This window comes from Pseudomonas sp. SJZ079, assembly GCF_007993865.1.
GTDB lineage: Bacteria > Pseudomonadota > Gammaproteobacteria > Pseudomonadales > Pseudomonadaceae > Aquipseudomonas.
Window position 1 is genome coordinate 31,609 of the sequence record NZ_VIUH01000024.1, and the last position, 21,658, is coordinate 53,266.

General features: G+C 61.3%; 18 protein-coding genes, 1 other RNA gene and 1 pseudogene. 12 read left to right on the top strand and 8 right to left on the bottom strand.

Annotated elements, in window-relative coordinates:
* Window positions 1–8: 8 nt before the first annotated feature.
* Window positions 9–2,123, bottom strand: a complete 2,115-nt coding sequence (gene dnaX, locus FBY03_RS18505) for a DNA polymerase III subunit gamma/tau (protein WP_147173826.1) — start codon at window positions 2,121–2,123, stop codon at window positions 9–11.
* Window positions 2,124–2,587: 464 nt separating this feature from the next.
* Here dnaX and FBY03_RS18510 point away from each other — a divergent pair, with 464 nt between their 5' ends.
* A complete protein-coding gene (locus FBY03_RS18510; protein ID WP_147173827.1) occupies window positions 2,588–2,809 on the top strand; it encodes a hypothetical protein in 222 nt (73 codons plus the stop codon).
* A 76-nt stretch (window positions 2,810–2,885) separates the two neighbouring features.
* Complete coding sequence (locus FBY03_RS18515) at window positions 2,886–3,173, top strand: DUF3509 domain-containing protein (RefSeq protein ID WP_147173828.1); 288 nt, start codon at window positions 2,886–2,888, stop codon at window positions 3,171–3,173.
* A gap of 149 nt (window positions 3,174–3,322) precedes the next feature.
* Here FBY03_RS18515 and ffs read toward each other — a convergent pair.
* Window positions 3,323–3,419: signal recognition particle sRNA small type (gene ffs / locus FBY03_RS18520), an RNA gene on the bottom strand.
* Window positions 3,420–3,827: 408 nt separating this feature from the next.
* Here ffs and FBY03_RS18525 point away from each other — a divergent pair.
* The 5 genes from FBY03_RS18525 to FBY03_RS18545 all read left to right on the top strand — a co-directional run bounded on the left by FBY03_RS18525 (window position 3,828) and on the right by FBY03_RS18545 (window position 6,739).
* Window positions 3,828–4,169, top strand: coding sequence for a metalloregulator ArsR/SmtB family transcription factor (locus tag FBY03_RS18525; protein WP_147173829.1), 342 nt, complete (start codon window positions 3,828–3,830; stop codon window positions 4,167–4,169).
* 56 nt (window positions 4,170–4,225) lie between these two features.
* Window positions 4,226–4,708, top strand: coding sequence for a glyoxalase/bleomycin resistance/dioxygenase family protein (locus FBY03_RS18530; protein ID WP_147173830.1), 483 nt, complete (start codon window positions 4,226–4,228; stop codon window positions 4,706–4,708).
* Between the two features lie 48 nt (window positions 4,709–4,756).
* Window positions 4,757–5,236 carry an arsenate reductase ArsC gene (locus tag FBY03_RS18535; RefSeq protein WP_147173831.1) on the top strand — a complete coding sequence of 160 codons (480 nt, stop codon included), beginning with the start codon at window positions 4,757–4,759 and terminating at the stop codon, window positions 5,234–5,236.
* Window positions 5,233–6,282: an ACR3 family arsenite efflux transporter gene (gene arsB / locus FBY03_RS18540; RefSeq protein ID WP_218570801.1), complete on the top strand. Its 1,050-nt coding sequence runs from the start codon at window positions 5,233–5,235 to the stop codon at window positions 6,280–6,282. Before FBY03_RS18535 ends, arsB begins: the two co-directional genes overlap by 4 nt.
* Before the next feature lie 91 nt (window positions 6,283–6,373).
* Entirely contained in the window at window positions 6,374–6,739 is a 366-nt protein-coding gene (locus tag FBY03_RS18545) for an HU family DNA-binding protein (RefSeq protein ID WP_256677990.1), read from the top strand.
* A 185-nt stretch (window positions 6,740–6,924) separates the two neighbouring features.
* Here the strand turns inward: FBY03_RS18545 and ligA are convergent, their stop codons facing one another.
* From ligA to FBY03_RS18565, 4 genes are all read right to left on the bottom strand, one after another.
* Entirely contained in the window at window positions 6,925–9,315 is a 2,391-nt protein-coding gene (gene ligA / locus FBY03_RS18550; RefSeq protein ID WP_147173832.1) for an NAD-dependent DNA ligase LigA, read from the bottom strand.
* Window positions 9,316–9,381: 66 nt separating this feature from the next.
* Complete coding sequence (gene zipA / locus FBY03_RS18555) at window positions 9,382–10,209, bottom strand: cell division protein ZipA (RefSeq protein ID WP_147173833.1); 828 nt, start codon at window positions 10,207–10,209, stop codon at window positions 9,382–9,384.
* 171 nt (window positions 10,210–10,380) lie between these two features.
* Entirely contained in the window at window positions 10,381–13,884 is a 3,504-nt protein-coding gene (gene smc, locus FBY03_RS18560) for a chromosome segregation protein SMC (protein ID WP_147173834.1), read from the bottom strand.
* A gap of 12 nt (window positions 13,885–13,896) precedes the next feature.
* A complete protein-coding gene (locus FBY03_RS18565) occupies window positions 13,897–14,556 on the bottom strand; it encodes a GntR family transcriptional regulator (protein WP_147173835.1) in 660 nt (219 codons plus the stop codon).
* Between the two features lie 136 nt (window positions 14,557–14,692).
* Here FBY03_RS18565 and FBY03_RS18570 point away from each other — a divergent pair.
* A pseudogene (locus tag FBY03_RS18570) lies at window positions 14,693–15,121 on the top strand (fatty acid desaturase); the annotation flags it as partial.
* On the opposite strand, the gene FBY03_RS18575 reads toward FBY03_RS18570, so the two are convergent.
* Window positions 15,118–15,702, bottom strand: coding sequence for a hypothetical protein (locus FBY03_RS18575; protein WP_147173837.1), 585 nt, complete (start codon window positions 15,700–15,702; stop codon window positions 15,118–15,120). The pseudogene FBY03_RS18570 and the gene FBY03_RS18575 sit on opposite strands and share 4 nt — an antisense overlap.
* 106 nt (window positions 15,703–15,808) lie before the next feature.
* The gene (locus FBY03_RS18580; protein ID WP_147173838.1) at window positions 15,809–17,362 is read right to left on the bottom strand and encodes a sigma-54-dependent transcriptional regulator; all 1,554 of its coding nucleotides are present in this window, start codon (window positions 17,360–17,362) and stop codon (window positions 15,809–15,811) included.
* Window positions 17,363–17,619: 257 nt separating this feature from the next.
* On the opposite strand from FBY03_RS18580, the gene phhA reads away from it, so the two are divergent.
* The 4 genes from phhA to FBY03_RS18600 all read left to right on the top strand — a co-directional run bounded on the left by phhA (window position 17,620) and on the right by FBY03_RS18600 (window position 21,504).
* Window positions 17,620–18,405, top strand: coding sequence for a phenylalanine 4-monooxygenase (gene phhA, locus FBY03_RS18585; RefSeq protein ID WP_147173839.1), 786 nt, complete (start codon window positions 17,620–17,622; stop codon window positions 18,403–18,405).
* Between the two features lie 102 nt (window positions 18,406–18,507).
* Window positions 18,508–18,864, top strand: a complete 357-nt coding sequence (locus tag FBY03_RS18590) for a 4a-hydroxytetrahydrobiopterin dehydratase (RefSeq protein WP_147173840.1) — start codon at window positions 18,508–18,510, stop codon at window positions 18,862–18,864.
* Window positions 18,861–20,060, top strand: a complete 1,200-nt coding sequence (locus tag FBY03_RS18595; protein WP_147173841.1) for an amino acid aminotransferase — start codon at window positions 18,861–18,863, stop codon at window positions 20,058–20,060. The genes FBY03_RS18590 and FBY03_RS18595 overlap by 4 nt, the downstream gene beginning before the upstream one ends.
* Before the next feature lie 112 nt (window positions 20,061–20,172).
* On the top strand, window positions 20,173–21,504 hold the full coding sequence (locus FBY03_RS18600; protein ID WP_147173842.1) for a DUF2254 domain-containing protein: 1,332 nt from the start codon (window positions 20,173–20,175) through the stop codon (window positions 21,502–21,504).
* Window positions 21,505–21,658: the final 154 nt, after the last annotated feature.

A 21,658-nucleotide genomic window follows, 5' to 3' on the forward strand; every position in this document is an offset into this window, starting at 1 on the left:
CTCGGTAATCAGGGGTTAACTGCGGTTTCAATGGGTTCGATGCTGTCCGCACGTACGACGGCGGCGAACTGCTGAATCATCTGTTGCACCAACGGATCGTTGTGGATCGACGCTTCGGCTTCGCGTTGACGATTGGCACGTTTGCGCGCGGCCGCCTGCGCCGGCGTTTCCTGTTCGGGCTTGCACAACTCGACCTGCAGACTCAACTCACGCCCATGGTACTGGTTTAACGCGTCATTCAACCGGCGTTGCTGGGTCGCATTGAACAGTGCACTGTGCCCTGGATCCAGATGCAACAACCAATTATCGCCTTCGACCGCAATCAAGCTGCAGTTGGCACCGATGCTACCGGTCATCCCGGACAGGCCGAGTTTCGGGAACAACTCCAACCAATCGGCGGCCAAGCCGGTGGCCGCTTGCCTGGCGGGCAGCGGTTCCGGCTCATCTGGGAGAGCCGGCTCTACGCCCGCGAAGTCGTAGTCAAACGACTCGGCGTCCATCTCCACATAATCGTAATCAGCCAAAGGCGGCTCATCATCGCTATCGGCGTCGACCAGCAACGCCTTGTCGATGGCATCCGTAACCTCGGGCTGCAGCACGGGCTCAGGTTCAGATTCAGCGGGAGTTTCTTCTGGCTTCTCGGCCGCTGACGTATCGAGTCCGCCCTGGGAGCGCTGTTCTTCCCAAGGCAAATCAACCACAGCAACTGGGAGTGCAGGGATCGCAGCAGGCGTTTCAGCGACCACAGGGTCGGCAGCCTGTACGGCAGGAGCTTCGCCACTCTCTACCTCTGCCTCTGCCTCTGCTGGCGCTGCGATGGTTTCAGGAACTGCAGACGTCAGCGCAGGGACGGACTCCACCACTGCCTCAACCGCAGCTGCAGGTGCAGGCGTGACAGAAACAGGTGCACGCTCAGGCGCGGGGGCATCACTTACCGGCACCGCCATAGCAGTGCCGGCCACTGGGTTGGTACGGGGATCAGCAGTGGCCTGACTAATCCCTAGCGGCTTTAACGCCACCCTCGGCGCATCGTCCGTACCGGCAGGCCTGAACGCCAACATGCGCAACAGCACCATTTCGAAGCCGCTGCGCGGATCCGGCGCCAGCGGCAAATCGCGCCGGCCGATCAGGCCCATCTGGTAATAAAACTGCACATCTTCGGCTGGCAAGGCCTGCGCCAAGGCCAGCACCCGCTCGCGATCGCCCTGACCGTTATCCACCGCATCCGGCAGTGCCTGGGCGATGGCCACGCGGTGCAGCACATTGAGAATTTCCGCCAGCACGCCATTCCAATCCGGCCCCTGCTCCGCCAGATGCCGAACGGCATCGATCAGACCGCGCGCATCGCCCTCCAGCAGGGCATGCAGCACGCCATACACCTGCCCATGGTCCAGGGTGCCGAGCATCGCACGCACGTCGGCGGCCAGCACCTTGCCTTCACCGAAGGCAATCGCCTGGTCGGCCAGGCTCATGGCATCACGCATCGAACCATCGGCCGCACGACCGAGCAGCCACAGGGCGTCTTCCTCGAAAGGAATGTTTTCTGCGCCCAGCACATGGATCAGGTGCTCGACTACGCGCTCCGGCGGCATATTCTTCAGGGAAAACTGCAAGCAGCGCGAGAGGACGGTCACTGGCAATTTCTGCGGGTCGGTGGTCGCCAGCAGAAATTTAACGTGGGGCGGCGGCTCTTCCAGGGTTTTCAGCAGCGCGTTGAACGAGTGCGAGGAGAGCATGTGCACTTCGTCGATCAGGTAGACCTTGAAGCGCCCACGGCTGGGCGAGTACTGCACGTTATCCAGCAGTTCACGGGTGTCCTCCACCTTGGTGCGGCTGGCGGCATCGACCTCGATCAGGTCGACGAAACGCCCTTCATCGATCTCCTTGCAGATCGAACACACGCCACAGGGGGTCGAGCTGATCCCGGCTTCGCAGTTCAGGCACTTGGCGATAATCCGCGCGATGGTGGTTTTGCCCACCCCTCGAGTACCGGTAAACAGGTAGGCGTGGTGCAGGCGCTGACTGTCGAGCGCGTTGATCAAGGCCTTGAGCACATGGGTCTGGCCGACCATTTCGCGGAACGAGCGCGGACGCCATTTACGTGCAAGAACCTGATAACTCATCGAAAACCGTCGCGAGAGGAAGCAAAAGTGGGCTAATCCTAGCGGAGCATCGGCTAAATTGCATCCGATGCGCAGCACCGGCCATTATGATGCATCACACGGCAAAGATCGCACTGGCTAAAATTTAATCAACAGGTTACCATCCGCCCCGTTCGTACCACGCTGCAAGTCAATCAGGCGTTCCCGCCTCCTCGATGGTTCCTTGGTAATGAGCGCATCCGACCCCGCCCAGCGATGTCGCACAGCACTCTACCTGACCCACCCCGCTGACTGATCAGGCCGTCTCGCTCAAGCGCTGACTCAAGCCTGCCTCCGAAGTACCGACCCCGTTAAAGCACCGTCAAAACGGAACTTTCTCGTGCAGTCCCGCTCCGATCAGACACTTACCGCCGACAACAAAGTCGACCGTTTGGAGCTTTATTCAGCGCAATGACGCGCAAGCTGTTTTAGGAAACACCCAAAAAATGAATACTCAACACCAGATTCAGGATGCCATTCGCACCCTATCCAGCGCATTTGCGCCACTCGATTGCCGCATCCTGGCTGCCCGTAAAGGCAACTTCAGTTTCACCATCGTCAATCAAGCCGGCATAGCCCAGCATACCCAGCGCCTATACCCCGACCAGTACAGCAGCGAATCATTGCCGCTGGTAATCGAGCGCACTCGCCAACTGCTGCTGGCCTGATCACCCACAGTAGGTGGACTGAACTTAAAAACAAGTTCATGGTCTACCTCTGTCAACCTCAGGATGGAGTACGGTCATGGATAGCACTAATCGCCAGCTAGCCGAGCAATTATTCGCCCCCTTACGCGTTTCTTTCGGTGCCCCCCGCCCAGATGGCAGCACCGTTCTATCCTTGCTTGACGAAGCCGATGCCGCCGCTTACAGCCGCGTGCTCAGCAGCGTTCAATTGCAGGATTCGCTGGCCTTTGCACAGTGCCTCGAGGAGATTCGCCAGGAACTCGCCGTACGCTCCGGCAACATTCCCACGGAGATGCGCAAAGCGCTGAAGGAACACGCCAGCGTGCTCAGCTATCACAACGCCTGATAGTTACGGATCAAAGCCTCGCCACACAGCGGGGCTTTTTTCTGCGCGTCAGCCGACAAGACACAGCAAAGCGCGCAACTGAGCGCGTCGAGAGATTCAAATTGGGGTTACGCGAGCCAAGCCCGAATGGACTTGAGAGATGGAGGCGATCCTGCCAGCCACACCCCGGCACACAATGTCACCGCTGCGGCTGCTCCCTTCCAGGCCTGACCGGGTTCACGGCTGATCGTTGCGAGGGGACCGGCAGGACCACCATAACGCTGCCCGCCAGTGGCGAGCCGCGCCATTGTACCGGCTTGTTTTGAACTTACAACCGCCTCAAGCACTTAGCAGCGTAAAACCGCCTGCTCTGGACAAATAGCGGGCGCTGCATCAGCCAGCACGCCCGCCCATCTCTCCAAAAAACCGCACGGCAATCCCTCGTCCACGCGCCTCGCCAGACCGCACTCATTGCCCTGGACGGCGGAGTCCACAACTGCTCGACCTGGTCATCGCGCCGCTCATAGCCCTGCGCCTTCCCGACCGCCTTACCTGCCCCGCAAGGCAGTACTTCTGCGACACGACCAAACCCTCGCATCATTTCGTACCCAGCATCGCTTGCCTTACCCGGCATTCGAACATACGCTTAACCATATATTTAAATGAGACACCGCCATGCTCACGCCCGTTCGGCTGTTCAAAGCGCTTTCCGACGAGACCCGCCTACGCTGCCTGGCGCTAATCGACCAACAGGGCGAACGCTGTGTCTGCGAACTCACCAGCGCCCTCGAACTGTCGCAACCCAAGATTTCGCGTCACTTGGCGCAACTGCGTAGCGCCGGCATTCTGCTGGATCGCCGCCAGGGTCAGTGGGTGTATTACCAGATCAATCCTTACCTGCCTGAATGGGCTGGCACCATCCTGCGTGAAACCCTGACTGCCTGCGCGCGCGATCCGCGTTTTAGCGTTAATCCCGTGTCGAGCGACGCCCAGGAAGATGCGCCCTGCTGTGCCTGACATATTTTTCAGAGCCAATATATCTGCCTATCCGTATAAACGTATAAGGAGAGCCCATGAAACGCATGCATATCCACCTCGGCGTTACCCACCTCGAACAATCGGTGACCTTCTACTCCAACCTGTTCGGCGCTCAGCCAAGCGTGTTGCACGCCGACTATGCCAAGTGGATGCTGGACGACCCACGCGTCAACTTCGCCATCTCCACCCGCTCGGGCAAGGTCGGCCTGGACCACCTGGGTATCCAGGCCGAAGACGCCCTTGAGCTGGCCGAACTGGAAAGCCGTGCCAAGGCTGCCGGCGCTCCGGTGATCGAGGAAAGCGGCGCATGCTGTTACATGGAATCGGACAAATACTGGACCGTTGACCCGACTGGTATTCCCTGGGAGCAGTTCCACTCACTGAACGCCATCCCCACCTTCAACCACAGCGAAGCCAGCGCTTCTGATAACGCCTGTTGCGCACCCAAAGTAGAAAAGCCACGGGTGACCGCGAATCGCAAACCAACCAGTTGCACGCCCGGCTCCGGCTGCTGCTAAACCACTGGCCACCGCCCATCATCCGCACTTCAGTCAACGGAACCAGCCATGCGCAATATCCTTGTCCTCTGCACCGGCAATTCCTGCCGCTCGATCATCGGCGAAGCGTTGATCAACCACTTGGGTGCCGGCCGCCTACGGGCCTGGAGCGCAGGCAGCCAACCGACCGGCCAAGTCAATCCCGGCGCCGCGGCCATCCTCCGGGAACACGGGGTGGCCAGCGAGGGCTACCGCAGCAAGTCCTGGGACAGCCTCGCCGACGTGAATTTCGACATGGTAATCACCGTGTGCGATAACGCTGCCGGCGAAGCCTGCCCACTGTTCCGCGGCAAGGCGTTGAAAGCCCACTGGGGTATTCCCGACCCGGCCCATGTGACAGGTAATGAAGCAGAAATTCATGCCGCTTTCGCCAAAGCGTACGCACAACTGGAGGCGCGAATTCAGCAATTGTTGAACCTGCCCCTGGACGACATAGACGACGAGCGCTTGCGCGCCGCCCTCAACCAGATCGGAGCCAACACGCCATGACCGCCGCTGTCCTCGCACCAAGCAGCCCACTGGGCTCGTTCGAGCGCTATCTGAGTCTCTGGGTCGGACTGTGCATCGTCACCGGCGTAGTACTTGGCAGCGCACTGCCGAGCCTATTCGAAGCCCTGGCGGCCCTGCAGTTGGCAAGCGTCAACTTGCCGGTTGCCCTGCTGATCTGGGTGATGATCTTTCCGATGATGGTGCAGATCGATTTCGCCTCGATCAAAGCAGTCGGTCGTGAGCCGCGCGGACTGCTGATGACCCTGGCGATCAACTGGCTGATCAAGCCGTTCAGCATGGCCGCGCTCGGCATATTGTTCTTCGAGTACCTGTTCGCGCCCTTCGTCGACCCGCACAGCGCCCAGGAATATATCGCCGGAATGATTCTGCTAGGCGTAGCGCCGTGCACCGCCATGGTGTTTGTCTGGAGCCAACTGACCAAAGGCGACGCGGCCTACACCCTGGTGCAGGTGTCGGTGAACGACGTGGTGATGGTATTCGCCTTCGCGCCCATCGCCGCCTTCCTGCTCGGGGTCACCGACGTCAACGTACCCTGGGCAACCCTGTTGCTTTCCACCCTGCTGTATGTGGTGATGCCTCTGCTGGCCGGGATGCTGGTACGCCATATCCTGATGAGTAAAAGTCAGACCAGCTACGACGGCTTCCTGCACAGGATCAAACCCTTTTCGATCATTGGTCTGCTCACCACCGTGGTGGTGCTGTTCGCCTTTCAGGCCCAGACCATCCTCGACCAGCCCTTGATCATCCTGCTGATCGCCATTCCACTCACGCTGCAAACCTATGGCATCTTCGCCATCGCTTTTGTCTGGGCGCTGTACTGGAAACTGCCGCACCGCATTGCCGCGCCGGCCTGCCTGATTGGTACATCGAACTTCTTCGAGCTGGCGGTGGCCGTGGCTATCGCCCTGTTCGGCCTGCACTCTGGAGCGGCGCTGGCCACTGTGGTTGGCGTGTTGGTGGAAGTCCCGGTGATGCTCTCGCTTTGCGCGATAGCCAACCGCACGCGGCACTGGTTTCCCGCCTGATGCCCGGACACTTGAGTCGCGAACCCTCCCTCTGAGACGGAATTTCCTGGGGCTAGACAAGTCACATGCAGGTCTCGACCGCTCTATATTCATCTCGAACGATGCCTGCGGCGCAAAATCACAGTACCCTGCGCAAGGCAACTACAACGCCCCCTCTCTTCACTCAAGGAGCTACAACATGGCCATGACTAAAGATCAGCTGATTAGCGACATCGCAGAAGCCATCGACACCCCGAAGGCCACTGTGCGTGCAGCGCTCGAACAACTCAGTGAGATCGTCAGCGATGCCTTGGAAAATGCCGAGGAAATCACGCTGCCGGGTATCGGCAAGCTGAAGATCAGCGAGCGCCCCGCCCGCACCGGCCGCAACCCGCAAACCGGCCAGGCGATCCAGATCGCGGCAAAGAAAGTGGTCAAGTACGTGCCTGCCAAAGCCCTGACCGACGCGATCAACTGAGCCACATCAGCAGCAAGCCGCTGTCATCCTCGCTTAGGGAAAGCGGTAACCGCCTGAGCGAGACAGCAGCAGCCCCAGGAGGGGCCATGGCCGCGATAGCGACCGAGAGTCGCGGCAAGCGCATGCGACTTACGCCCCTCCCACTCAACGCGACTATCTCTTGACCCACAAGCTACTCGCCTGACTCAGGGGGTAAGGCCATAGGCGGTCAGCTCGGCCAAAAAGGCCTCTTCATCCAGCACCTTGACCCCCAGCTCGCTGGCCTTGGCCAGTTTCGAGCCAGCCCCTGGGCCCGCCACCACGCAGGTGGTCTTGGCTGACACCGAGCCTGCCACCTTGGCGCCCAGGCTTTCCAGTTTGTCCTTGGCCAGGTCGCGGCTCATCACTTCCAGCGCCCCGGTCAGCACCCAGGTCTGGCCGGCCAGCGGCAGACCCGCAACGACTTTTTTCTCACTTTGCCAATGCATGCCGAACTCGCGCAGCTGGGCTTCTATGGCGCGGGCGCGTTGAATATTCGCCTCGCTGGCGAAGAACTCGCGCAGCGACTGCTTGGCCTTCTCGCTCAGGCCCTTGGTTACGCTCAGTTCCAACCAGTCCTGACTGAGGGCGATGACCCCATCCAGGCTAGCGGCTTTCTCGGCCAGGTTCTTCGCGCCGGTGGCGGCGATACCTGAGATGTTCAACTTGTCGATGAAGCTCGCCAGGGTGGCGCAAGCCGCGAATTCGGGGCTGAGCTCGCCCTCCTCCTGTAACGCCAGACCACGGGTCAGCAGGTCATGAATCACCTGCTGGTTATGTGCATCATCGAAGAAGTTGCGGATTTCGTAGGCCACTTCCAGACCGACATCCGGTAGATAGGTCAATACGTCCGGCAGTGCCTGCTGGATGCGTTGCAACGAACCAAGAGCCCGGGCCAGCAGCTTGGCGGTTTCCTCGCCGACATCGGGAATGCCCAGCGCATAGATGAAGCGCGCCAGGCTCGGCTGGCGGCTAGCGGCGATGGCCGCCAGCAGGTTGTTGGCCGACAGCTCGGCAAAGCCTTCCAGACCGACAAGCTGCTCGAACGTCAGGGTGTACAGGTCAGCCGGCGAACCCACCAGACCTTCGTCAACCAGTTGTTCGACGCTCTTTTCGCCCAGGCCCTCGATATCCATGGCGCGGCGCGACACATAGTGGATGATCGCCTGCTTGAGCTGGGCCGCGCAGGCCAGGCGGCCGACACAACGGTAGATCGAACCTTCGCTGACCGACTCCTTGCCCTTGCTGCGCTTGATCAACTGGGTGCGCTCGACCCGAGAGCCACACACCGGGCAACTTTCGGGGATATGCACTGGGCGCGCATTCGCCGGGCGGCGCTCGACCACCACCTGCACCACTTGCGGAATCACGTCGCCGGCGCGGCGAATGATCACCGTATCGCCGATCATCAGCCCCAGGCGCGCGACTTCATCCATGTTGTGCAGGGTCGCGTTGGACACCGTGACCCCGGCCACTTTCACCGGCTGCAAGCGCGCCACCGGCGTCACCGCCCCGGTACGACCGACCTGGAACTCGACATCCAGCAGCTCGGTCAGTTCCTCCATCGCCGGGAACTTATGGGCTATCGCCCAACGCGGCTCACGGGCGCGAAAGCCCAGTTCGCGCTGGTAGGCCAGGTTGTTGACCTTGAACACCACGCCGTCGATCTCATACGGCAGGGCATCGCGCTTCTCGCCAATCGCCCGGTAATAGGCCAGGCACTCTTCGGCGCCCTTGGCCAGCTGTAGCTCACGACTGATCGGCAGGCCCCAGCCTTTCAGGGCGGTGAGAATACCGATATGACTATCCGCTAACTCGCCCTGCACCCGACCGATGCCATAGGCGCACAACTCCAGCGGGCGGCTGGCGGTGATCCGCGAGTCCAGCTGGCGCAAGCTGCCGGCCGCGGCGTTGCGCGGGTTGGCGAAGGTCTTGCCGCCGCTTTCCTGCTGGCGGGCGTTCAACGCGGCGAAACCGGACCTGGACATAAACACCTCGCCTCGCACCTCCAGTACGCTTGGCCAGCCGCTGCCGTGTAGCTTGAGTGGGATATTGCGGATGGTGCGCACGTTGACGCTGATGTCTTCGCCGGTACTGCCGTCGCCACGGGTGGCGCCACGCACCAGCAGACCATTTTCATACAGCAGGCTGACCGCCAGGCCGTCGAGCTTGGGTTCGCAGCTGTATTCGACTTCGGCAGCGCCGCCGAACAAGTCGCCGACCGGCAGATCCAGGCCTTCGCGTACACGGCGATCGAAATCACGCAGATCGTCTTCTTCGAAGGCGTTGCCGAGGCTGAGCATCGGCACTTCGTGCTTGACCTCACCGAAGGCGGACAGCGCCAGGCTACCGACTCGCTGAGTCGGCGAGTCCGGCGTGATCAGCTGTGGATGCTCGGCCTCCAGGGCCTTCAGCTCGCGGAACAGACGATCGTATTCCGCATCAGGAATGCTCGGCTCATCCAGCACGTGGTAGCGATAATTGTGTTCATCCAGCTCGGCGCGCAGCTGGGCAATACGCTCGGCGGCAATCTGCGGGGTTGTAGCGGCGTCGGTCATCTTGCTTATCTCTCAAACGAGAAAGAGCAGCCTGGGCTGCTCTTTCTATTAAAACGGCGGCGCTTGTTAACGCTTGCTGGTCAACTGCCGGCGCTCGAACTCGACGATGCGCTGGCGATAATGCTCGATGGTTTGCGCGGTCATCACGCTGCGCTGATCATCCTTCAGCTCACCGTTCAGCTCATGGGCCAACTTGCGCGCGGCGGCGACCATCACGTCGAATGCCTGCTTGGGATGACGCGGGCCTGGTAACCCGAGGAAGAAGCTCACCGCACGGGTGCTGAAACCATCGATGTCGTCCAGGTCGAAGGTGCCCGGCTTGAGCGCGTTGGCCATGGAGAACAGTACTTCACCGTTGCCGGCCATGCTTTCGTGGCGATGAAAGATATCCATCTCACCGAAGCGCAGACCGCTCTCGAGGATATTCTGCAACAACGCCGGCCCTTTGAAGCCGTCCCCTTCGCGGGCGATCACGTTGATCACCAGGACTTCCTCAACTGGCGGCAGCTCTTTGCCAGCGTTTTTGGCCGCGCCGTTGTGCGTGCCCGACGCCTCGCTATCGACCGGATTGAGCAAGGTCGGTACCGGCTCATCCAGATCCAGGTTCAAATCACCCTGTTCCGGCTCACCAACGCGGTGACGGTTCAGCTCGCGGGCGCTCATGGAGGGCAGATTTTCATCGTCCAGCGAGGGTTCCTTATGTCGACCGACCACCCGCGCCGGGCTCAGCAGATTGGGATCACTGTCGTCATCCGGCAAGTCGGCCACACTGCGGTCGAGCTTGAACTTCAACTTGCCCTTGCCGCCACGCATCCGCCGCCAGCCATCGAACAAGATGCCAGCAATCACAATGATGCCGATGACGATCAGCCACTCGCGTAGACCGAATTCCATGAAATACCCTGACCCCTAATGAAAATTAATATAAAAAAAGAGCATCCAGCCCATGCCTCGGTAACTCTAAAACGTGGCGCCAACTCCATGTTCTGACAGGCGTTTTCCACGTGCAACAAAAGTGGCCATTAAGCTAGCACGACGAAAGGCAACTTTACACCGCCAGACGCATCATGCATCCACCATTGCCAGTGCCTCCTCCACATCCACCGCCACCAAACGCGAGCAGCCCGGCTCGTGCATGGTTACGCCCATCAACTGATCGGCCATTTCCATGGCGATCTTGTTGTGGGTGATATAGATGAATTGCACCTTTTCCGACATTTCCTTGACCAGGCGCGCATAGCGACCGACGTTGGCGTCGTCCAGCGGCGCATCCACCTCATCGAGCATGCAGAACGGCGCCGGATTGAGCTGGAAGATGGCGAACACCAGGGCCAGCGCGGTTAGCGCCTTCTCGCCGCCCGAGAGCAGGTGGATGGTGCTGTTCTTCTTGCCCGGCGGCCGCGCCATGATAGTCACCCCGGTATCGAGTAAATCTTCGCCGGTGAGTTCCAGGTAGGCATTGCCGCCGCCGAACACCTTGGGGAACAGCGCCTGCAGGCCGCCGTTGATCTGATCGAAGGTTTCCTTGAAGCGATTGCGGGTTTCCTTGTCGATCTTGCGGATGACGTTTTCCAGGGTGTCCAGGGCCTCCACCAGGTCGGCATCCTGCGCGTCGAGGTAGCGTTTACGCTCTGATTGCTGTTGATATTCGTCGATGGCCGCCAGGTTGATCGGCCCCAGCCGCTGAATCCGCGCCGCGAGCCGCTCCAGCTGCTCTGCCCAGTCATTCTCGCCGGCCTCTGCCGGCAAGGTCGCGAGTACGCCATGCAAGTCGTAGTTGTCTTCCAGCAGCTGCTCCTGCAACGCCTTGCGCCTCACGCTCAGCGACTGCCACTCCATGCGTTGCTGCTCCAGTTGTCCACGCAACAGTTGTGACTGCTGCTCGGCCTGGCTACGGCGCTTCTCCGCGTCGCGCAATTCGCGATCGGCGTCTTCCAAGGCCAGGCGCGCCAGCTTGAGTTCCTCTTCCACGCCCATGCGCCGGTCGAGCAACTCTTCCAGCTTCATGCGCAACTCTTCCAGCGGCGCCTCCCCTTCTTCAAGGTTGAGGTTGAGCTGTTCACGCTTCTCGTGCAGACGCTCGGCCTGCAGTTGCAGACGCTCCAGCGCCTGACGCGTGGAGTCATGCTGGGCTTTCAGCGAGCCCAGGCGTACGGCCAACTGGTGCGCATGATCCTTGTGTTGACGGGCCTCTTGACGCATCCGGTCGAGTTGCTCGCGCAACTCATCGCGAATGGCCAGCAGGCTTTCGCGCTGCTGGTTATCCTCGGCCATGGTATCCAGGGCATCCTGCAGTTGCAGACGCCCCTCACCCAACTGTTCGATTTCAAGCTCGCGCTGCTCGGCCAGCTCGCTCAGCTCGCTATCGAGACGACGACGACGCAGGGTCAACTGCTCGGCCTTGGCCTGACCGGCCGACAGCTGCGCCTTCAACTCACCCAGACGACGGGCCTGATCCTGCAGCTGGCGACGTTGCAGTTCACGCAACTCCTCCTGCTGGCGCTGCGTGTCGCGCAGCAGCACTAGGCGCTCGTCCAACACTGCCAGCGCGGCATCACGCTCGTCGCGCTCCAGGCTCAGGCGTTCCAATTCCTGGCCCCGCGCCAGCACGCCGCTTTCCGCTTCGCTGGCGCGGCGAATACGCAAGAAGTGCCGGCCGACCCAGTAGCCATCGCGGCTGATCAGGCTCTCACCCTCAGCCAGCGCCGTGCGCGCCGCCAGCGCCTGATCGAGGGACTCCACCGGCTTGACCTTGGCCAACCAGGGTGCCAAATCGACGCTGGCCTCGACCTTGTCCAGCAGGCTACCGACTACCCGCACGCTGCCTTTACTCGGACAGACCAGACGCAGATCGCCCTGCTCAAAGTCGCTGAAGTCCAGCCCGGCGAGCGCCGCGCCGGCACCGTCATCCAGGAGCACCGCTTGCAGATCGGCGCCGAGCACGGTTTCCACCGCCAGCTCCCAGCCCGTCTCGACCCGCAGCCCCTCGGCCAGCCGCGGCCGCTGATTCAGCTGATGTTCGCGCAACCACTCGCCAGCCCCCTTGCCCGGGTCCAGCGCCGCCTGTTGCAACGCCTCCAGCGAGGCCAGTCGGCCGTTCAGCCGCTGCAGCTCGCCCTGGGCTTGCTGTTGCGCCTGACCGGCTTGCTGCAACTCCGTGCGCAGCAGCTGCAAGCGCTCGGCTTGCTGCTCTTCCGCGATCTGTAGATCTTCCTGGCTCAGTTCGCTGGCGGCAATCTGTTCGCTCAGCTCGACAATCGCCGCGTCTTCCGGGTCGGCGGCCAATTGCTGCAATTCGTCGTTGAGCCGACGCTGACGCTCCGCCAAGCGCTCCAGGCTCTGTTCCAGTTGCTGGCTGCGCGCCTGCTGCACTTCGGCCTGGCGGCGAGGTTCGGCCGAACGCAGGTTGAAGCCGTCCCACTGCTCCTGCCAGCCATGCATCGCGCTCTCGGACTCTTCCAGCGCGGCCGCCGCCTCTTCCGCCGCCGCGGCGGTCAGTTGCTGCTCGGGCTCGAGCATGGCCAGCTCTTCGCCCAGCGTGGCCAGCAGGGTCTGGTCGTGGCCCAAGTGCGATTCGGTTTCCAGACGGGTTCGCTCGGCCTCCTGCAAGTCCTCCTGCAACTGGCGCAGGCGCTGCTGACCATGCTGGATGCTCTGTTCGACCCGGGCGATATCGCCGCCGACCGAATAGAAACGCCCCTGCACCAGATTGAAGCGCTCGGACAGTTCGTGGTGACCATCACGCAGGCGCTCGATGCTCGCATCGGCATTGCGTTGCTCGGCGACCAGCGCCTCGAAACCGACTTCCTGGTTGCCGATCACCGCTTCGCGCTGGCCGACCTGTTCATTCAACGCCTGCCAGCGCAAGGCCGTGAGCTGAGCCTTGAGCTGACGTTCCTCGGCCTTGTATTCCTGGTACTTCTCCGCCGCCTGGGCCTGACGGTGCAAGCGCTCCAGCTGACGTTCCAGCTCTTCACGCAGGTCGCTCAGGCGCGCCAGGTTCTCGTGGGTGCGGCGAATGCGGTTCTCGGTTTCGCGGCGACGCTCCTTGTACTTGGAGATGCCGGCGGCTTCCTCGATGAAGTTGCGCAACTCTTCCGGCTTGGCCTCGATCAGCTTGGAGATCATGCCCTGTTCGATGATCGAATAGCTGCGCGGGCCCAGGCCGGTGCCAAGGAAGATGTCGGTGATGTCGCGGCGGCGGCACTTGGTGCCGTTGAGGAAATAGGTGTTCTGCGCATCGCGGGTGACGCGGCGACGAATGGATATCTCGTTATAGCTGGCGTATTCGCCGACCAGGGTGCCGTCGGAGTTATCGAAAATCAGCTCGATGCTGGCCTGGGTCACCGGCTTGCGCGTATTGGAGCCGTTGAAGATGACATCGGTCATCGACTCGCCACGGAGGTTCTTCGCCGAACTCTCGCCCATCACCCAGCGCACGGCGTCGATGATATTGGACTTGCCGCAGCCGTTAGGTCCTACCACCGCCGCCATGTTGCTGGGAAAAGTCACGGTGGTCGGGTCGACGAAGGATTTGAAGCCCGCCAGCTTGATGCACTTGAGGCGCATGGATGAAAGTCCTTAGCGCTCGGCCAGTGCAGCCAGCACCAGCTGGCAATTGTGTTCACCGTAGCCGAGCAGCAGGTCGCGCGCTTGCCCATGGTCGCGGGCAATGATCGCCTGCAGCAAGGTGGCGAAGGTCGCGAGGAACTGGCCCATCTCGCCTTTACGCCGCTCCAAAGCCAAATGATAAGTGCGGCTGATCGCCGGCAGCAGGTTCTCGACGGTTTCCTGCAGATAGGGGTTGTTCGAGAACGGGAATGCCGCGCGCATGATATCGAAGCTGCCTTGCACGAAGGCGTGGATGTCCTCGCGCTGCGAACTCACCTGCAAGCGTTGCTGGATCGCCAGAAACGGCGCCAGATCGGTCTCCTCCTGCCAGCTGTCGGCCACCGCACGGGCGAGCAGGATGTACAGCTCCATGACCAGGGCGTAGAGGCTTTTCACATTGTGCGGCGTCAGTTCGCTGACCTGGGCACCGCGGCGCGGCAGGATGACGATCAAGTGGCGGCGTTCGAGTATCAGTAACGCCTCGCGTACCGAGCCGCGACTGACGTTAAGCGCCTGGGTGACTTTCTGTTCCTGAATGCGCTCACGTTCCTTCAATTCACCACGGATGATGCGCTCAGCTAGGTAATGAGCAATCTGCTCAGCGAGGCTGTCCGGTGCCTTGAACGTCATGGTGTTCCTTGAAATCGTAGAGACCGCGGAGGGCCGCGAGTGTAACACAGGGTGTTACCGGGCCAAGATGGCGGCGCGCGGACTGGCTACCCAAAAGCTAGGTTTCAACGGATTGCCACTTCCTGCTCGGCTCGGTTTGGCCTTAGGTTGGCTCGGCGTGCGGTTCGTTCTCGGCCAGCCCTTCGTTGCCCTGACCCTGCTGGCGATCGTCAACTATGCCGAGCACTGCGGCCTGCACCGACGCACGCTGGACGACGGTCGCTACGAGCGCACCAACCCAAGACACTCCTGGAACAGCAACTTCCTGTTGACCAACCTGTTTCTGCTCCACCTGCAGCGCCACTCCGACCACCACGCTTTCGCCAAGCGGCGCTACCAGGTATTGCGCCACTTCGATGACAGCCCACAGCCGCCCACTGGCCATGCCGGAATGATCGTACTGGCCCTGATCCCGCCACTCTGGCACGCGGTGATGGACCCACGGGGCCGCGCTTACTATGCCGGCGCTGAGCACCAGCTGAACGACTCGCAGTCCTTCAGCCACTGTACCTGCTGCGTGGCCTAACAGGACTCCGCAGTCGCATCGCCCTGTTCGGCAACCGCCTCGGCACCCGCCGCCCGTACCACCATAATCGCTACGGCGCAGGCCACCAGCAACAACGCGGCAAAGGCACCCATCATATGCAGGTAAGGCATGGCATGGTTCCACGGCCGGGCCACGCCGAGAAAGGCCGCGAACAGCCAGCTGCTCATCGACAGGGCGCCCAAGAGCCCGAGGCGAGTCCGGGCAGAGCCGGACAGGGAGACGAAAGGCGCCTTGTGCAACAAAGGAAAGCCTATTTTGTGCAGCAGCACCCCGTTCAGCGTCAGCAGCGTCACCACGCTCGCCTTGGCCCAGAGCTTCTGATTGAGCAGATAGTCGACCCCCTCTTCACGGTAGCCCAGCAGCACCAGCAACAAACCCGAGCCCCACAAACACAGCAGCGCCAGGCTAACGATCATCTGAATCTCGGCCAGCTGCTCGCGCTGCGCCGGGTCCAACAACTCCTTGCGCCAGCGCCAGAGCTTGTGATCCGCCTGCAGCAGGGTGCCGAGGGCGATGCAGGTAGCGAGCAAGTGGCCATAGACCAGGAGCAGTTTGAGCATGGGGTTCACCTTCATTGTTATCCAGGCGAGCATTCCCTGCGGCCATCATTGAAGGCGAATGATACGGCTTATCATTTGTATCAACAAGTAACTTAACTGCAGCACCCTACTCTTTACCGAGTCCATGTTGACGCAGCTTATTGGCAATGGTGGTGTGCGATACGCCGAGGCGCTTGCCCAATTGCCGGCTGCTCGGGTAGTCGCTGTACAACCGCTCCAGCACTGCCTTTTCAAAACGCCCGAGGATGGCGTCCAAGTCCCCCTCCACCGAGAACTCACCCAAGGGCTGCGGCGCGCCATAGTCCGGCAGGCGGATATGTTCGGCCTTGACCGTACCGCCTTCGCACAACGACACCGCCTGGAACAGTGTGTTTTCCAGCTGGCGCACGTTGCCGGGCCAGTGATAGTGACCGAGTCGCTCCAGCGCCTGAGGCGCCAGCTTGGGCAGCGGGCAGCCGATCTGCCGGCTGGCCTGGTCGAGGAAGTGTTCGACCAAAGGCGCCAGGCCATCCAGGCATTCGCGCAGCGGCGGAATATGCAGGCTGAGCACATTGAGGCGGTGATAGAGGTCCTGCCTGAACTCGCCCTTGGCGCACAGCTCGGAGAGGTCGACCTGGGTGGCGCAGATCACCCGCACATCCAGGTAGACCTCCTCATCGCTGCCGACCCGGCGGAAACAGCCATCCTGCAGAAAACGCAACAGTTTGGCCTGCAGGCGCGGGCTCATCTCGCCGACGCCATCGAGGAACAGCGTGCCGCCCGCGGTCAGTTCCAGCAGACCCAACTTGCCCTCCGGCCGGGCGCCTTCGAAGGCGCCCGGGCCGTAGCCGAACAGCTCGGTCTCGGCCATGGATTCCGGCAAGCCGGCGCAATTCAGTGCCATAAACGGCGACTGCCCGCGCGGGCTGGCCAGGTGGCAGGCCCGCGCCAGCAGCTCCTTGCCGGTGCCGGTCTCGCCCTCGATCAGCAGCGGCGCGTCCAGCGGCGCCATGCGTCGCGCCTCACGCACCACTGCGGCCATCACCTTGGAGCTCTGGAAGATGCTGTCGAAACCGCGCAGTTCCTGCTTGCGCACGTGGTAAATCCGCTCGCCGACCCGGTCGGCACGGTGCAAGGTCAGCACTGCACCGGCCAGCGCGTCACTCTCGTCATGCTCGGTTTGCAACGGTGCGATATCGGCGAGGAACACATCGCCCTTGACCTTGACCCGCAGACCATTGATCCGCGATTTGTTGGCGCGCACCAGTTCCGGCAGGTCGAAATCCTCGGCATAGCGCGACAACGGAATGCCCGGCACCTCATCCACACGCACCCCCAGCAGCTGCGCGGCGGCGCGGTTGGCGGCGACTATGCTGCCGCCCATGTCGATCGACAGCACCGGAAAGTCCAGCGCGCCAAGCAAGGCATTCAGTTCCAGATGACGCCGCTCGCTGGGCATCAGGCCGACGCGCTTGACCCCGAACACCCCAGGGATCGCCTCGAACTTGGCGCGCAATGACTGGAATTGCAGATTGATCAGATTGGGACAGTGCAAATAGATGGCATTGCCCTGCTCGCCGCCGACCTCTCCGCGCGCGACGTTGATGCCGTACTCGACCAGCAGATTGAGGATGTCGCGCAGAATGCCAATCCGGTTTTGACAGTGAACCTTGATACGCATGGCAGGCCCTGAGCACTGGGTTTTAGTGGGCTACGGAGCAATCTATCGCTCGCTGAGCCGTAATTTCCGTCAAGAATATGTGACAGCTTAGCCTGGCAGCAAGACGAGACTTGGCTGCGGCGGCGACTACGTAATCTTTTCTTTACGAAATCATGCCCTGTTGCGGCCCCATCCAGCTGCATCCCTGGCTGAAAAACAGCACCACCTGCGGTATCCATAGTCCAACACAACAACAAAAGCCCCCGCAGGAGGCAATGATGAAGAGCACGCAGTACGTGGCTCGGCAACCGGACGAAAGCGGCTTTATCCACTATTCCGAAGCCGAGGATCGAGTGTGGAACACCTTGATCAGCCGACAGCTGAAGGTGATCGAGGGCCGCGCCTGCCAGGAGTACCTGGACGGCATCGAACAGCTGGGCTTGCCGCATGAGCGCATTCCACAACTCGCCGAGGTGAACAAGGTGCTGCAGGCCAGTACGGGCTGGCGGGTGACTCGGGTGCCCGCACTGATTCCTTTCCAGACCTTTTTCGAGCTGCTGGCCAGCCAGCAATTCCCCGTGGCGACCTTTATCCGCACCCCGGAAGAACTGGACTACCTGCAGGAACCGGACATCTTCCACGAAATCTTCGGCCACTGTCCGCTGCTGACGAACCCCTGGTTCGCCGAGTTCACCCACACCTATGGCAAGCTCGGCCTCAAGGCCAGCAAAGAGGAGCGCGTCTACCTCGCCCGGCTGTACTGGATGACCATCGAGTTCGGCCTGGTCGACACCCCGCAGGGCCGCAAGATCTATGGCGGCGGCATCCTCTCTTCGCCGAAAGAAACCGTCTACTGCCTGTCTGGCGAGCCCGAGCATCAACCCTTCGATGCCCTGGAAACCATGCGTACGCCGTACCGTATCGACATCCTGCAGCCACTGTATTTCGTCCTGCCGGAACTCAAGCGCCTGTTCGACCTGGCCCATGAAGACATCATGTCGCTGGCGCATCAGGCCATGCGGCTGGGCCTGCGCGCACCGAAATTCCCGCCGAAAGCGGCGTAGGCTGGAACCACGACAGGACTTTTCCACCCGTATTCATCAGGTGGAATAGGCCTAGCAGGTGCCTTACCTACTTGTGTTTATCGACCTATTCTGGAGCCCCCAATGACCGCCCTTAGCCAAGCCCAATGCGAAGCCTGCCGCGCCGATGCCCCGAAAGTCTCGGATGAAGAACTGGCCGAGCTGATCAGAGAAATCCCCGACTGGAACATCGAAGTCCGTGACGGGCACATGGAACTGGAAAGAGTCTTCCTGTTCCGCACCTTCAAGCACGCCCTGGCCTTCAGTAACGCCGTCGGCGCCATCGCCGAGGAAGTCGGCCACCACCCTGCGCTGCTCACCGAGTGGGGCAAGGTCACAGTGACCTGGTGGAGCCACGAGATGAAAGGTTTGCACCGCAACGACTTCATCATGGCCGCGCGCACCGACGTGGTCGCGAGCACTGCCGAGGGTCGCAAGTGAGCCATTTCGCCCAGATCGTCCGGGTGCCCGGCGATCCGATTCTCGGCCTGATGGAGGCCTTCCGTGCCGACACTAACCCGGACAAGCTCGACTTGGGCGTGGGGGTCTACAAGGATGCCCAGGGCCTGACGCCTATCCCCCAGGCGGTCAAACTGGCCGAACAGCGCCTGGTCGACCAGCAGACCACGAAAAGCTATGTCGGTGGCCATGGCGATCCGCTGTTTACCGCACGCCTGGCCGAATTGGTGCTGGGCGAGGACTCTTCTGCGCTCGGCGAACAACGTGCAGCAGCCACTCAGACCCCTGGTGGCACGGGCGCACTGCGCCTGGCTGCCGACTTTATCGCCCACAGCCTGCCGGGGCGCGGCATCTGGCTGAGCGACCCGACCTGGCCAATCCACGAGACCCTGTTTGCCGCAGCCGGCCTGAAGGTCGGTCATTACCCCTATGTCGATGCGGACAACAGACTCAACGTCGAGGCGATGCTGACTGCCTTGGCCCAGCTGCCGCGGGGCGACGTGGTGCTGCTGCACGCCTGTTGCCATAACCCGACCGGTTTCGACCTGAGCCATGACGACTGGTATCGCGTACTGGAAGTGGTCAAGGCGCGCGAATTGCTGCCATTGATCGACTTCGCCTATCAGGGCTTCGGCGATGGTCTGGAACAGGATGCCTGGGCCGTGCGGCTATTCGCCACGCAACTGCCCGAGCTGTTGATCACCAGTTCCTGCTCGAAAAACTTCGGCCTCTACCGCGAACGCATCGGCGCCTTGTTGGTGTGCGCCAGCAACAGCGAACAGCTGCTGAATATCCGCAGTCAGCTGGCTTCGATAGCCCGCAATCTGTGGTCGACACCACCGGCCCACGGCGCCGCCATAGTCGCCAGCATTCTCGATGACAGCGAGCTCAAAGCGCTGTGGATGAGCGAGTTGGAAAGCATGCGCCAGCGCGTGGCGAGCCTGCGCCTAGGCCTGGTCGAGGCCTTGCAAGTACATGGCTTGGCCGAGCGTTTCGCGCATATCGGCGTGCAACGCGGGATGTTTTCCTACACCGGCCTGTCGCCGCAGCAGGTGCAACGCCTGCGCGACGAGTACAGCGTGTACCTGGTCGGCTCCGGTCGTGCCAATGTCGCCGGCCTGGATGCCAGCCGCCTCGAGCAACTGGCTCAGGTGATCGCCCAGGTGTGTAAGCACTGAGTATTGCCCCCTCCGCCCATAGCCGGCCTTGCGCCGGCTATGGGCTGTTCGCGACACCGGCTGCGCACTCGCTATAGTCTTAGCACCCTCCTTCGCCGAAGCAGAAGCTCCAGTGAGCAAACTCTCCAATAGCGTGTTTCGCGCCTACCAACGGGTCATTCACAGCCTGGCGTTCTACCCGACGCTGATCGCCCTGGGGTTCTTTGGGCTATGCCTGCTGAATATCACCATCGAATATCAGCCCTGGCTGCTGGCCATCAAAGAGCGCGTCGACGTTGGCCTGGTGCGCAATGCGGAGAATGCCCGACTGATTCTCGGCACCCTGGTCGGTGGCATCCTGACGTTGATGGTGTTCAGTTTCTCCATGGTCATGGTGGTGCTCAACAACGCCTCCGCGGCACTGTCGCCGCGGGTGATCCCCGGCCTCATCAGCAGTAAGAGCCATCAGAAAACCCTGGGCTTCTACCTCGGCACCATCCTCTACGCGCTGCTGCTGATCACCACCATCGAGCAGGCTGGCATCGATAAGGTGCCCAGCCTGGGCGTGCTGATTACGCTAGGGCTAGGCATCGCCTGTCTGGGTCTGTTCGTGCACTTCATTCGCTCCATTTCCCAGTCGATCCAGGTCGAGTACATCCTCAGCAGCCTCTACCACACCACCCTGGATAAACTCGCGGGGCGCGAACGCAAACTCTCGGAGTGCGACGAGCCGCCCTGCTGGCCCGATAACCAAGACTGGCCGCTGGTCCGCTCGACGCGCAACGGCTACTTCAAGGCGGTGAATGTCTCGGCGGTCAACGCTCTGCTGTGTCAGCACAAGCTACGCATGACCGTGCTGGCTCACCGAGGCTTTTTTGTCACCAAGGGCTACCCCTTGTTCAAGCTGGACCGTGAAGTCGAGGAGGCTGTGCGCGAGCAACTGCTCGACTGCTTCGGCTTTTTCATCGAGGAGTACGCCAGCTCGCACTACTACTTCGGCTGTAAGCAAATTTCGGAAATCGCGGTAAAAGCCCTGAGCCCCGGAATCAACGACCCAGGCACGGCGATAAAAGCCATCGACATGCTCAGCGTGCTGTTCAGTCAGCGCCTGGTGCTTCCCGACCTGGATATCGCACCGTTGGCTCAAGAGCCACCGCGCTTGTTCTACCGCGAGCTGACTCTGGATCAGATGCTGCAGCAGATCCTCGGGCCGATCCGCGCCTATGGCAGCAATGACGTCAGCGTGCTGGTCTGCCTGCTGCAGGCGTTCAAGAACCTGTTGTATCAAACCACCCGAGCGGATCAACGCAGCGAGCTGATCAGGCACGCCAAGAGCGTACTGGACAGTGCCGACCAGCAGCTGGCCATTCGCCGCGATCGAGAAGAAATCAATGCACTGGTCACGCGAATTAACCGGGTGTCTGGCATGCGAACACCCGCATTAAAACCGATCAATATTCCATAACGCCGAGTACGTCCGCACCAAACCAGTGCACTCGCCAGCTCGGAATAATCCAAACATTTTTAATAACCTAAAATAACCATTTAAAAACAAATACTTAGACCATCTACCTACAATCCCCTGGCGCGATTCATGCTTGCTATCGAGGTCATACTTC